We start from the raw sequence: 12,210 nt of genomic DNA, 5'->3' as shown, positions 1-12,210 counted from the left end.
CAGCGAGGCGAGACAGCGGAGCTGGGCGGCGAACCGGCCTCAGGCGCGCCGCTGCTCCCGGGCCCCGGCCGGCGCGGGGCGGGAGTGGCGGCCGGTGCCGGGGACGGGGTGGAAGTCCGGGGCGGGGGCGTAGCGGGCGGCGGGCGGGCGCAGGAGCCAGCCCGGGGAGCGGCTGCCGCGGGGGGTGGGGGTGATCAGGCCGAGGTTGTGGAGCAGGTCGAGGGCGTCGCGGCGCAGCGCGGTACGGTCGGCGAGGTAGTCGCGGCGCCAGCGGGCCGGGAGGCCGTACTCGTCGGCGATGTCGCCGAGGAGGCCGTCTATCAGCGCGTCGGGGATCGGGACGTCGCCGCCGGTGGTGGTCTCGCCGGGCAGCGGGCGGACTTCCTCCACCAGGCGTTCGAGCAGCAGCAGGGCGGCCTGCGGCAGGGGGCCGGCGCCGGGGAAGACGAGGTCGGTGAGCTCGTCGGCCGGGTCGAGCAGGGCGACGCCCTCGGTCCGCAGCTCGGTCTCCAGGCCGAGGAAGTCGGCTAGCGCGGCCGGGCCGCTCAGCCGGTGCTCGTGCAGCCAGGCGCTCCGGTCCTCGGGGAGGTCGGCGTCGAGGACGGCGGGGGTCTCGGCGAGCAGACGGCGCACGGCGGTGGCGGGTTCGGCGTCGGCGGCGCGGCGGATCAGGTCGGCGGCGTCGTCGGCGAGGGCGGGCGGGCCGGCCGGGACGGAGCGGGCGAGTTCGCGGTCGACGGTCAGTACGGCGGCCCGGACGGCCGGGTCGGCCGGGTCGGCCGGGTCGGCCGGGTCGGCCGGCAGGTCGCCGAGGACCTGCCAGTCGGCGAGCGCGGCGAGGGCCATCGCGCGGTCGGCCGGGCCGGCGGCGAGGCCCGGCGCCGCGGCGCGCATGGCGTCGAGCAGCCGCCCGTACGGCAGTTGCTCGGGGGCGTCGACCAACAGGGCGAGGGCGAGAGCGAGTTGGGCGTAACCGGCGGGGGTGAACGGGGCGCCGGTCGCGGGGTGTTCGAGGCGGCGGGCGGCGCCGGGGCCGAGGCCGGCCTTGCAGAGCCGGGCGTGCCAGGGGCCGACGACGAGCCGGTAGCCGAGCAGGGCGTCGAAGCGTTCGACGAGCCAGTCGCGGTGACGGCGAATCAGCGGGAAGCCGTCGGCGTGCGGGCCGGAGGCGGTGACCAGCGGGTGGGCGAGCAGCAGCCGGGCGGCGATCCGGCGTTCGGCGGCGGGCAGGTCGACGGCGGGAAGGGCCGGGGCGCAAACGTCCGCGACGGGCAGGGCCGGGGCCGGTATCGGAAGGTCCTGGCCGGAACGATCCTGCGCGCCCGGCACCGGGCGGGTGCGCTCGGGCTTGCGGTGCCTGCCGGGCCTGCCCGGCTTGGCACCTGACCGGACGACGGGCAGCGCGGAGGCGTCCCGCCGGGCGCGGCGCAGACCGCCGACGGGGCGGGGCCCCCGGGAGCGCAGGGCGGCGGTGGCGTGCGCGGTGGGGCCGTGCCACCAGCTGACGTCGGCGTCGGGCGCCGCTTCGGCGGGGGCGCCGAGATGGCGGGCCGGGTAGAGGCCGAAGGAGGCGGCGCACAGGTCGTCGGCGGTGCCGGGGGTGGCGGCGGCGAACCAGTGGGCGAGCCGGAGCAGGCCCGGGTCGGGCGAGAGCGCGGAGGCGGCGCCCGGCTCCGGCGCGGGCCTGGTCGGCGCGGCGTCAGCACGGGGGCCGGACACGGCTTCGGGCGCCGGCCCGGCCGCGGGTTCGCGTACGGCGAGGAGGGCGTCGGTGGTCCTCCGCCCCGTCCCGCCCGTGCGCCCGTCCGGCCTGCCGGTGGCCACCCGGGTGGCGCCGACCGCGTACTCCTGCTGCTCCATGTCGGGGACCAGACTAGACGGTGGCCGGGTCACCCGGCGGCAGCAACCGGCCGTGCGCCGAAGTGACCGGCCGCCCTCCGCTACGCCACCCGCCGGCCCGCACCCGCCGCCGCGCCGTCACCCGCCCCGCACCACCCGGGTTACGCGCCGGTAACCCGCTCTTCCGCCGCACCGGCGGGTCGCCTAGGGTTCGTCCCACTCCCCCCACCGCCCGACCCCGGAGGTCAGCAGCCGCATGAGCATCCGTACGACCACCCGTGCCGTCCTCGGCGGCCGCCTGCGCTCGGCCGCCGGCCTGCTCGGCGGCTTCGCGGCCGCCTCGGCGACGCACCTAGGCGCGATCGCCTCCGGCGCGTCCGTGCTGCAGAACGCCACCAAGCCGGCCCTGATGCCGCTGCTGGCCGCGCACAGCGTCGCCGCGGCCGCCACCGCCGGGCGGCGGGCGCCGAAGCCGCTGGCCCCGGCACTGCTGCTGAGCGCGGGCGGGGACGTGCTGCTCCAGCTGAAGAACGACACCGCGTTCCTGGCCGGGATGGGCTCGTTCGCGGCGGCGCACGTCTGCTACGTGACGATGTTCGTCCGGCGCGGGGCGCTGACCGACCGTCGGCGGGCCCTGGTGGTGGCGGCCGCGTACGCGACCGCCTGGGTGGCCATGGTCGGGCAGCTCTGGCCGGACCTCGGGGACCTGCGGATCCCGGTGGCCGGCTACAGCCTGCTGCTCGCCTCCACGGCCGTCACCTCGGCCGGGCTGGGCTGGCGGACCGGGCTGGGCGGGGCGCTGTTCCTGCTGTCCGACACACTGATCGCCACCCAGCTGGCGAAGTGGCGGGAGCTGCCGGGGCACCAGTTCTGGATCATGGCGACGTACGTCCTGGCCCAGTACCTGCTGGCCAGCGGCACCCTCCGGCACGAGCACGAGCACGAGCACGGGCACGGGCACCGTGAGCTCGAACTCGGGCACGAGAACAAGCACGGGCAGGAAACCGGGCACGGGCCTCAGCAGCAGCGGAAGCCCGCGCCGCAGGCCGGCTGACACGCCTGTGCGCCGTCGGCCCGGTCAGGGTCCGACGGCGCGCGGGGAAAACAAAACGGCGGCGGTGCCCATCAGGCACCGCGCCGCCGCAGCAGCCAGAAGCCTCCGACGCCGCCCGCCACCAGGGCCAGGCCCCCGGCCAGCTCCGCCGGATCGGCCGCGACCGAACCGCCGAGGCCGGTGTTCACGGCGCCGTGCGGGGCGACCTGCTGGCCGCCGGCGCCGGACTGGCCGAGCGAGCCCGCCCACTCGCCGGCCGCCTTGCCCCAGTCGCCGAGGCCTTTCTCGGGACCCTTCTCGGGACCCTTCTCGGCGCCTTTCTCAGGCCCTTTCTCGGAGCCCTTGTCGGAGTCCCTGTCGGAGCCGGCGACCGGGACGCCGGCGACCGCGACCTTGGTGGAGAACGCCCCGCCGTCCGGGCAGGTGCCGTCGATCTTGTTGTCCCCGGAGTGCTGGCCGGCCAGCCGGGCCGAGCCGCTGTGCTTGCCGTCGGAGCCCAGGGTGAGAGTGGCCGGACCGCCCTCGAACGCGGCGGAGTGGGCGGTGATGGTCTTGGCGTCGGGCTTGTCCGACTTCTCACAGGAGACCGTGAGCTTCACGGTCTGGCCCGGTGCGGCCTGGGGCGGGCTGACCGAGGCCGAGCCGTCCCTGGCGGATGCGAGGGGGGCCGTCAGGCCGGTCAGCACCGTCGCGCCGATCAGGGCGGCGGCGGCCGTACGCATGGGGCGCATGCCGGAACCTCCGGGATTCTCGGGCGCAGCCGGGGGGACTCCGATGTCCACGTGGTCGAACAACTGCACCCGGTTATGCCCGACAGTAGGCAGCCCGCCCGGCCCCGGCCACCGGTCGGGACCGTTCGGGTTACCGCCCCTCACCCAGGGTGATTCACAGGTCGAGGTCCACCACGACCGGCGCGTGGTCCGAGGTGCCCTTGCCCTTGCGGGCCTCGCGGTCCACGTAGCTGTCGGTGACGGCGTCCACGAACGGCTTGTTGGCGTAGGTGAGGTCGATCCGCATGCCCCGGTTCTTGGGGAAGGCCAGCTGGCGGTAGTCCCAGTAGGTGTAGGGGCGGTCGTACTTGAGCGGGCGCGGCACCACGTCGTGCAGGCCCACCTCGCCGAGGGCCTCCAGCGCGGCCCGCTCGGCGGGGGTGACGTGGGTGAGGCCCTCGAAGGCGGCGACGTCGTAGACGTCCTCGTCGGCGGGAGCGATGTTGAAGTCCCCGAGGACGGCGAACGGGCGGGGCCCGGCGGCGTCCTCGGTGGCGGCCGTGCGCAGCGCCTGTAGCCACTCCAGCTTGTAGCGGTAGTGGGCGTGGTCGACCTCGCGGCCGTTGGGCACGTAGACCGACCAGACCCGGACCGGGCCGCAGGTGGCGGCGACGGCGCGCGGCTCGACGTCGGGCAGCAGGGCGCCGTCGGCGAGGTAGCCGGGCTGGCCGGGCAGGTCGCGCACGACGTCGTCCAGGCCGATCCGGGAGACGATCGCGACGCCGTTCCACCGGCCGGTGCCGTGGGCCGCGGTCTCGTACCCGAGGGCGCGCACCGCCTCGTACGGGAAGGCGTCGGCCGCGCACTTGAGCTCCTGGAGGCAGAGCACGTCGGGCTTGGCGCTCTCCAGCCACTCCAGGAGCTTGGGCAGCCGCGCGGTGACGGAGTTGATGTTCCAGGTGGCGATGCGGACGGTCACGGCGGGCGGCCTTCCCGGTGGTTCGGTACGGACGGGTGCTTCGGTCGAGACGAGGGGTGGGCACCCCCCGAGGGGACGCCCACCCCGAACATACCGCCCGGCACCGACAGTACGGCCCGGCCGGCCTGCGGCCCGGTCAGCCCGTGGGCCGGACCACCGCCGCGGAGCCGCCCCCGCGCCGGACCGGTTCGGCCGCGGCCACCCACCGCCCGTCCGGCAGCCGTTCGACGCCGGTGGCGGCGCCGATCTCGGCGACGGACGTGAAGCTGTGCCCGAGCGCCTCCAGGGCGGCCCGTTCGGGCAGCGCCAGGAAGCCGGGCTCGGCCTGGGTGGCGACGGTGTTGCGCTGGCTGGCGCGCGGTGCGGCGATGGCCTGTTCCAGGCTCAGGCCCCGGTCGAGCCGCCCGAGCAGCACCTGGAGGGTGGTGGTGATGATGGTCGCGCCGCCGGGGCTGCCGGTGGCGAGCAGCGGTTCGCCGTCGCGCAGCACGATGGTCGGGGAGATCGAGGAGCGCGGCCGCTTGCCCGGGCCAGGCAGGTTGGGGTCGGGGACGCCCGGGGTGAGCGGGGAGAAGTCGAAGTCGGTGAGCTCGTTGTTGAGCAGGAAGCCACGGCCGGGGACGGTGATGCCGCTGCCGCCGGTCTGCTCGATGGTGAGGGTGTAGGAGACGACGTTGCCCCAGCGGTCGGCCACGCTGAGGTGGGTGGTGTTGGGGCCCTCGTAGGGCTCGGCGACGGCGGGGCCGGCCTCGGCGCAGTCGGCGGGGTGGCGCGGGTCGCCTGGGGCGAGCGGGCTGGTGAGGGCGCGGTCGGGGCTGATCAGGCAGGCCCGGGAGGCGGCGTAGCGCGCGGAGAGCAGTTCCTTGGTGGGGACGTCGCCGAAGGCCGGGTCGCCGACCCAGCGGTTGCGGTCGGCGAAGGCGATCCGGGAGGCGTCCAGGAAGTGGTGGTAGTACTGCGTGTCGCTGTACGCGCCGAGGTCGCCGTCCTCCAGGATGCCGAGCGCCTCGCCGACGGTGGTGCCGCCGGAGCTGGAGGGGGCGATGGAGTAGACGTCGTAGTCGCGGTACGGGACGTGGGTGGGCGCCTGGCGGCGGACCTGGTAGGCGGCGAGGTCGGCGGTGTCGATCTTGCCGGGGCGGGCCTTGCGGCCGGAGGCCGGGTCGACCGGCGGGTGCTGGACGGTGTTGGCCACGTCCTTGCCGAGGTCGCCCTGGTAGAAGGCCTTGACGCCGTCCTCGGCGAGCAGCCGGTAGGTGGCGGCGAGGTCGGGGTTGCGCAGGACGGTGCCGACCTCGGGGGGCTTGCCGCCGGGCAGGTAGAGCTTGGCGGTGTCCGGGAAGTCCTTGAACCGGTCGTAGTTGTCGGCGGTCTGGCCGCGGAAGGTCTGGTCGACGACGAAGCCGTTGTCGGCGATCCGCTCGGCGGGTTCGAGGGCGTCGGCGAGCGTGCGGGTGCCCCACTGGCGCAGGGCGGTGTCCCAGGTGGCGGCGGTGCCGGGGACGCCGACGGACAGGCCGCTGGTGACGGCGTCGGCGAAGGCCAGCGGCTTGCCGTCCTCCAGGAACAGCCCGCTGTCGGCGGTGCGGCCGGCCACCTCGCGGCCGTCGATGGTGTGCACCCGGCCGCTGGCGTGGTCGTAGTAGACGAAGTACCCGCCGCCGCCGATGCCGGAGGAGTAGGGCTCGGTGACGCCGAGGGCGGCCGCGGTCGCGACCGCCGCGTCGACCGCGTTGCCGCCCTTGCGCAGCACCTCGATGCCGGCCGCGGTGGCGTCGGCGTCGACGCTGGCCACCGCTCCGCCCCGGCCCACCGCCTCGGGGGCCTTCGGCGGCGGGGCCGCCCCCGCCGCCCCGGCCGGCCCGGCGCAGGACCAGACCAGGGCGGTGGCGAGCAGCAGCGGTGGTGCGATACGGGCCAGAGCCCTCATCCGAGTCCTCCTGAGTCGACGTCAACTCCGTTGTCTCACAGGAGGCATGATCCCGACAATCACACCGCACCGCTACCAACCGGTAGTTGACGGAACCGAATCAGGCGAAAGGGCTCAGACGCCGCTGCGCTCGACCCGGCGCCGCTTGATGGTGCGGAACCGGCGGGCGACCTGCCGGGCGAGGTCGGCGGCGCCGACCAGGCCGGCCTCGTTGCCGAGTGCGGCGTGCACGATGCTGGCCTCGGGCCGGAAGCCGCGCCCGGTGAGGGTACGACGGAAGGTGTCCCGGGCCGGGCCGAGCAGCAGGTCGCCGGCCTCGGAGACGCCGCCGCCGATGACGAAGCGGCCCGGGTCGAGCGCGGCGGCCAGGTTGGCGATGCCGACGCCGAGCCAGGTGCCGACCTCGTAGAGCAGTTCGGTGGCGGTCGGGTCGCCGGCCCGGGCGGCCTCGGTGACCAGCGGTCCGGTGATGCCCTCGACGGTGCCGCCGGCCCGGGCGAGCAGCGTCTGCACCACCGGGGACTCCTCGGCGACGAGTTCGCGGGCGTCGCGCACCAGCGCGTTGCCGGAGGAGTACTGCTCCCAGCAGCCGCGGTTGCCGCACGGGCAGCGGTGGCCGCCGGGCAGCACCTGCATGTGGCCGAACTCGCCCGCCAGGCCGTACTTGCCGCGGTCGACGTAGCCGTCGCGGACGACGGCGCCGCCGATGCCGGTGCCCAGGGTGAGCATCACCATGTGGTCCTCGCCGCGCCCGGCGCCGAAGCGCCATTCGGCCCAGGCGGCGGCGTTGGCGTCGTTCTCGACGATCACCGGGAAGCGCAGCCGCTCGCTGAGCGCCTGCTGGAGCGGCTCGCCGCGCCAGTTCAGGTGCGGGGCGAACAGCACCGTGGAGCGGTCGGCGTCGACCCAGCCGGCCGCGCCGATGCCGACGGCGTGGACGTCGTGCCGGTCGGCGAGCTCCAGCACCAGGTCGACGATGACGTTCTCGACGACCTTGGCGCTCTTGCTCTTGTCGGGGGTGTCGGTGCGCAGCTTCTCCAGCACCTTGCCCTCGCCGTCCACCACTCCGGCGACCACCTTGGTGCCGCCGATGTCGACGCCGATGGTGGGCAGTCGCAGTATCCCGGCGGGCAGGGCGCGGCGGCGGCGCTCGGCACGGGGGCCGAGGCCGAGCAGGGTGGGCAGGACGGCCGGCCGGGTGCTGCCTTGGGGGCTGGTCACGGCTGCGGACGCTCCTCACGGGGCTCGGGGTCAGGACGGGGCTGGGGGTCGGTGCGGGGCTGGGGTTCGGTGCGGGGCTGGGGTTCGGTGGGCCGGGCCAGCTCGTGCGAGAGCTCGGCGAGGTCGGAGCCACCGGCCATCTCGGTGGTGAGCTGTTCGAGGCCGATCTCGGCGCGCGGGTGGCTGCCGGCCATCCGGCCCCGCTTGAGCAGGGTGAAGTGGTCGCCGACCAGGTACGCGTGGTGCGGGTTGTGGGTGATCAGGACGACCCCGAGCCCGGCGTCGCGGGCGGCGGTGACGTACTTGAGCACCACTCCGGACTGCTTGACGCCGAGCGCCGCGGTCGGCTCGTCCAGGATGAGCACCTTGGCGCCGAAGTGCACGGCCCGGGCGATCGCCACGCACTGGCGCTGGCCGCCGGAGAGGGTGCCGATCGGGCGGTCCACGTCGTGCAGGTCGATGCCCATCCGGGCGAGCGCCTCGCGGGTGGTGGCGCGCATCGCCTCGGCGTCCAGGCGCAGGCCGCCCCAGCGGCGGTGGCCCTGCTCGGAGCCGAGGAAGAAGTTGCGCCAGACCGGCATCAGCGGGACGACGGCGAGGTCCTGGTAGACGGTGGCGATGCCGCGGTCCAGGGCCTGGCGCGGGGAGTCGAGCCGGACCTCCTCGCCGCCGACGGTGTAGGTGCCCTCGTCGTGCTGGTGCAGCCCGGAGATGATCTTGATCAGGGTGGACTTGCCGGCGCCGTTGTCGCCGAGCACGCAGCTGATCTCGCCGGCGTGCAGGGTGAGCGAGACGTCCTGGAGGGCGCGGACGGTGCCGTAGCTCTTGCCGACGCCCTCCAGGGCGAGCAGTTCGGTCTTCATCGGGGCCCCCGTTCGGCCTGGCGCTTGACGTACGCGTTCAGCAGGGCGGCGAGCAGCAGCATCGCGCCGAGGAAGAACTTGAACCAGTCCGGGTTCCACTGGGCGTAGATGATCCCCTTGCTGGCCATGCCGAAGATCAGCGCGCCGAGCGCGGAGCCGACCACCGAGCCGTAGCCGCCGGTGATCAGGCAGCCGCCGATGACGGCCGCGACGATGTAGATCAGCTCGTTGCCGACGCCCTCGCCGGACTGCACGGTGTCGAAGGAGAACAGCAGGTGCTGGCCGAGCACCCAGGCGCCGAAGCCGACACCGAGGTAGAGCAGGGTCTTGGTGCGGGCGACCGGCACGCCGACCGCGCGGGCGGCGTCCGCGTCGCCGCCGACGGCGAAGATCCAGTTGCCGAAGCGGGTGCGCAGCAGCACCCAGCTGCCGACCGCGAGCAGGCCGAGCCACCACCAGACGGTGGCCTTGATCGTCAGTCCGCCGACGGTGACCTCGGAGGCGAACAGCCAGCGGCAGGAGGCGAAGCCCTCCATGTCGGAGATCGGCCTGGTGGAGACGGTGCCGGAGACCAGCTTGGTGACGCCGAGGTTGGCACCGGTCAGCATCAGGAAGGTGCCGAGGGTGACGATGAAGCTGGGCAGCCGGGTGCGGCCGAGCATCCAGCCGTTGAAGGCGCCGACGGCCAGGGTGACGGCGAGCGAGACCAGCACGCCGACCCAGGTCACCGCGGTGAACTGGTAGGAGACCATCGAGGAGGTCAGCGCGGCGGTGGTGACCAGCACGCCCGCCGACAGGTCGAACTCGCCGCCGATCATCAGCAGCGAGACCGGGACGGCCATGATCCCGATGGTGGACGCCGCGTAGAGCACGGTGCCCAGCGAGGAGACCCGCAGGAAGGGTTCGGCGGCCACCGCGAAGACGGTGAACACCGCGACGGCGGCGATCAGCGAGCCGAGCTCGGGGCGGGCGAGGAGGCGGCGCAGCGCGGCCGGGCGGTCCTGGGCGAGGACGTCGGTGGTGCTCACCTGGTCCCCCTCGCGACGTACTCGGCGAGCGCGTCGGCGTCGTCCTTGGTCAGGATCTGCGGGCCGGTCGCGACGGGCTTGCCGCCGCCGAGCATGTCCAGGTTGGACTTGTACAGCCAGAGCAGGTCGACGCCCTCGTAGCCCTGGAGGTAGGGCTGCTGGTCGACGGCGAAGCCCACGGAGCCGGACTTGAGTCCGGCCACCACCTGCGGCCCCAGGTCGAAGGTGTCGAGCTCGACGGCGCGGTGGACGTCCTGGACGGCCTGGAGGCCGGTGGCGGCCACCGGGCCGGAGAGGGTGAGCACGGTGTCGATGGCCGGGTCGGCCTGGAGCTTGGCGGAGATCGCGGCGCGGGCGTCGGGCATGTTGACGCCGTCCACGTACAGCACCTGGAAGGCGCCGCCGGCCTTGGACTGGGCGCCGGAGCAGCGCTGCTCCTGGCCGATGTTGCCCTGCTCGTGGATGACGCAGAGCACGTTCTTGCGGCCGCGGCCGGCCAGCTCGGTGCCGGCCGCCTGGCCGGCGGTGGACTCGTCCTGGCCGATGTGGGTGAGCGCGCCGAACTTGGCGGAGTACTCCTGGCCGGAGTTGACGGTGATCACGGGGATGCCGGCGGCCTTGGCCTTGCCGAGGACGTCGGCCATGGCGTCGCCCTTGGCGAGGGTGACCAGCAGGCCGTCGACCTTCTGGTCGATGGCGGCCTGGACGAGCTGGACCTGGTTCTGGGTCTGCGCGTCGTTGGAGTACAGGAAGGTGATGTTGTCCTTGGCGGCGGCCTGCTCGGCACCCTTGCGCACGCTGTCCCAGAAGGCGTCGCCGGCCCCGGCGTGGGTCACCATGGCGACCTTCCAGCGCGGGGTGGTGACGGCGCTGCCGCCGGCGGCCGACGCCTTGGCGCGGGCCTCCTCGGCGCGGCGGCCTCCGGTACTGCTGCAACCGGCCGCGGTGACCGCGAGTGCCAGGAGGGCGCAGACGGGCCAGAAACGGCGGGACGGGCGAAAGCGGGTTGTGCTCATCCCCATAGTCTCTCTGGCCGGGCGGCACGTGGATGACACCGCCTCGCCCGGCGGCGCCCGCGACGCGGGAGGTAAGGTGCCCCGGGGGACCTTCCTGGAAGTTCGCTGGACATCTCGTCCGGACGACGGCCGTCCGGGTGGCAGACTTAGCGCCGACCCGAAACAGGAACATCACAGGAAACGTGATGTTCCTCTCAGGTTCCGCACAGATTCGGATGGCAACCGATCATCGGTTCCGCGCCGTCCAATGCCATTGGAGTGCGTTCGGGCGAGTGGGGCCCGGGCGGCCAGCAACCCGGATACGAGAACTCGATGCAACTGACAGGTACGCCATTCTTCATCCTCACCGTCATCCTGGTGCCGGTGTCCATCGCGGTGGCGCTCCTGTACTGGAGCAAGGTCCGCGGGCCGAACCCGGTGCGGATCCTGTCCAGGCTCGTCATGATCATGTTCTGCCAGATCACGGCCGTGCTGATGGTCTTCGTGATGGTCAACAACGCCAACCTGATCTACGGCAACTGGGACGACCTGCTCGGCACCGGTGACCACGTCCGGGCCGTGCCGCAGGTGGCGCCGGCCGACCAGGGCGCTTCGGGCAAGGAGGGCGCCGGCCAGGGCGGCGGCGACGCGGCCAAGCAGCCGCCGAAGGCGCTCCAGAAGTTCGCCGGCGTGGGCGACCCGGCGGTGCCCGGCGACGTCCAGAAGACCGAGCTCAAGGGCCAGGTGTCCGGGGTCGACGGCGAGGTGCTGGTCTGGCTGCCGCCGCAGTACAACGACCCGGCGTTCAAGGACAAGAAGTTCCCGGTGGTCGAGCTGATCCCGGGCTACCCGGGCTCCTCCTCCACCTGGTACGGCACCCTCAAGGTCTCCGAGCAGCTCAAGCCGCTGATGCAGCAGGGCAAGGTCTCCCCGTTCATCCTGGTCTCGCCGCGCACCCTGCTCCTCGGCAACCACCAGGACGCCGGCTGCACCGACATCCCCGGCAAGATCAACGCCGACGCCTGGCTCACCCGGGACGTCCCGCAGATGATCATGGACAACTTCCGCGCCGACCCGTCCCCGGACCGCTGGGGCATCGCCGGCTACTCGGCCGGCGCCCACTGCGCGGCCAAGCTGTCCCTGGCGCACCCCAACCGGTACCGGGCCGCGATCTCGATGTCCGGCTACAACGACCCGGCGTCCGAGAGCGACTCCCTGGTCGGCAAGGACCCGAAGCTGCGCGAGGCCAACAACCCGGTCAACATCCTCAAGAGCGCCCAGCAGCCGCCGAAGGTCAGCCTCTACATCAGCGGCAAGAAGGGCGACGGCCTGGAGGACGGCCAGGCGATCGCGGCGGCAGCCAAGGAGCCGACCAAGGTCCAGGTCCAGGAGAGCAACGGCCCGCACACCACCGAGCTGTGGAAGACCATGGTGCCGAGCATCTTCGAGTGGATGACCTCGGTCATCCCGCCGCAGTAGTCCCACGCAGTAGTCCCAAGCAGTAACGATCATGCAGGAGGGGGGGGGGGGGGGGGGGGTGGGGGGGGGGGGGGCGCTGGGGGGGGGGGGGGGGGTGGCCGTCTTCCTGGTC

10 protein-coding genes are annotated in these 12,210 nt (G+C 73.9%); 2 read left to right on the top strand and 8 right to left on the bottom strand.

The window, feature by feature from the left end:
- Window positions 1–39: 39 nt before the first annotated feature.
- Window positions 40–1,860 (bottom strand): DUF2398 family protein, encoded by a 1,821-nt coding sequence (locus AC07BF_RS08370; RefSeq protein WP_400805045.1) that lies wholly within the window; start codon window positions 1,858–1,860, stop codon window positions 40–42.
- Window positions 1,861–2,095: 235 nt separating this feature from the next.
- On the opposite strand from AC07BF_RS08370, the gene AC07BF_RS08365 reads away from it, so the two are divergent.
- Entirely contained in the window at window positions 2,096–2,893 is a 798-nt protein-coding gene (locus AC07BF_RS08365; protein ID WP_400805043.1) for a lysoplasmalogenase, read from the top strand.
- A 71-nt stretch (window positions 2,894–2,964) separates the two neighbouring features.
- Here AC07BF_RS08365 and AC07BF_RS08360 read toward each other — a convergent pair whose 3' ends face one another.
- From AC07BF_RS08360 to AC07BF_RS08330, 7 genes are all read right to left on the bottom strand, one after another.
- Complete coding sequence (locus AC07BF_RS08360; protein ID WP_400843589.1) at window positions 2,965–3,624, bottom strand: hypothetical protein; 660 nt, start codon at window positions 3,622–3,624, stop codon at window positions 2,965–2,967.
- Between the two features lie 154 nt (window positions 3,625–3,778).
- A complete protein-coding gene (locus AC07BF_RS08355) occupies window positions 3,779–4,582 on the bottom strand; it encodes an exodeoxyribonuclease III (RefSeq protein WP_363579210.1) in 804 nt (267 codons plus the stop codon).
- Between the two features lie 136 nt (window positions 4,583–4,718).
- Complete coding sequence (gene ggt / locus AC07BF_RS08350) at window positions 4,719–6,512, bottom strand: gamma-glutamyltransferase (protein ID WP_400805039.1); 1,794 nt, start codon at window positions 6,510–6,512, stop codon at window positions 4,719–4,721.
- 114 nt (window positions 6,513–6,626) lie between these two features.
- Entirely contained in the window at window positions 6,627–7,733 is a 1,107-nt protein-coding gene (locus tag AC07BF_RS08345; protein WP_400805037.1) for an ROK family glucokinase, read from the bottom strand.
- Window positions 7,730–8,596, bottom strand: a complete 867-nt coding sequence (locus AC07BF_RS08340) for an ATP-binding cassette domain-containing protein (protein WP_400805035.1) — start codon at window positions 8,594–8,596, stop codon at window positions 7,730–7,732. Before AC07BF_RS08340 ends, AC07BF_RS08345 begins: the two co-directional genes overlap by 4 nt.
- Window positions 8,593–9,624: an ABC transporter permease gene (locus AC07BF_RS08335; RefSeq protein ID WP_363579215.1), complete on the bottom strand. Its 1,032-nt coding sequence runs from the start codon at window positions 9,622–9,624 to the stop codon at window positions 8,593–8,595. Before AC07BF_RS08335 ends, AC07BF_RS08340 begins: the two co-directional genes overlap by 4 nt.
- Entirely contained in the window at window positions 9,621–10,646 is a 1,026-nt protein-coding gene (locus tag AC07BF_RS08330; RefSeq protein ID WP_478333101.1) for a sugar ABC transporter substrate-binding protein, read from the bottom strand. The genes AC07BF_RS08335 and AC07BF_RS08330 overlap by 4 nt, the downstream gene beginning before the upstream one ends.
- A 306-nt stretch (window positions 10,647–10,952) precedes the next feature.
- On the opposite strand from AC07BF_RS08330, the gene AC07BF_RS08325 reads away from it, so the two are divergent.
- Window positions 10,953–12,098, top strand: coding sequence for an alpha/beta hydrolase (locus tag AC07BF_RS08325; RefSeq protein ID WP_363579219.1), 1,146 nt, complete (start codon window positions 10,953–10,955; stop codon window positions 12,096–12,098).
- Window positions 12,099–12,210 lie beyond the last annotated feature (112 nt).

It is taken from the genome of Kitasatospora sp. NPDC043950, from assembly GCF_056435345.1.
This window is presented reverse-complemented; position numbering and strand designations above follow the sequence as displayed.

What these genes read in the sequence shown, in the direction of transcription:
- AC07BF_RS08330 (WP_478333101.1), bottom strand. Translation starts at nt 10,646, where the DNA reads ATGGGGATGAGCACAACCCGCTTTCGCCCGTCCCGCCGTTTCTGGCCC.
- AC07BF_RS08340 (WP_400805035.1), bottom strand. Translation starts at nt 8,596, where the DNA reads ATGAAGACCGAACTGCTCGCCCTGGAGGGCGTCGGCAAGAGCTACGGC.
- AC07BF_RS08365 (WP_400805043.1), top strand. Translation starts at nt 2,096, where the DNA reads ATGAGCATCCGTACGACCACCCGTGCCGTCCTCGGCGGCCGCCTGCGC.
- AC07BF_RS08360 (WP_400843589.1), bottom strand. Translation starts at nt 3,624, where the DNA reads ATGCGCCCCATGCGTACGGCCGCCGCCGCCCTGATCGGCGCGACGGTG.
- ggt (WP_400805039.1), bottom strand. Translation starts at nt 6,512, where the DNA reads ATGAGGGCTCTGGCCCGTATCGCACCACCGCTGCTGCTCGCCACCGCC.
- AC07BF_RS08370 (WP_400805045.1), bottom strand. Translation starts at nt 1,860, where the DNA reads ATGGAGCAGCAGGAGTACGCGGTCGGCGCCACCCGGGTGGCCACCGGC.
- AC07BF_RS08325 (WP_363579219.1), top strand. Translation starts at nt 10,953, where the DNA reads ATGCAACTGACAGGTACGCCATTCTTCATCCTCACCGTCATCCTGGTG.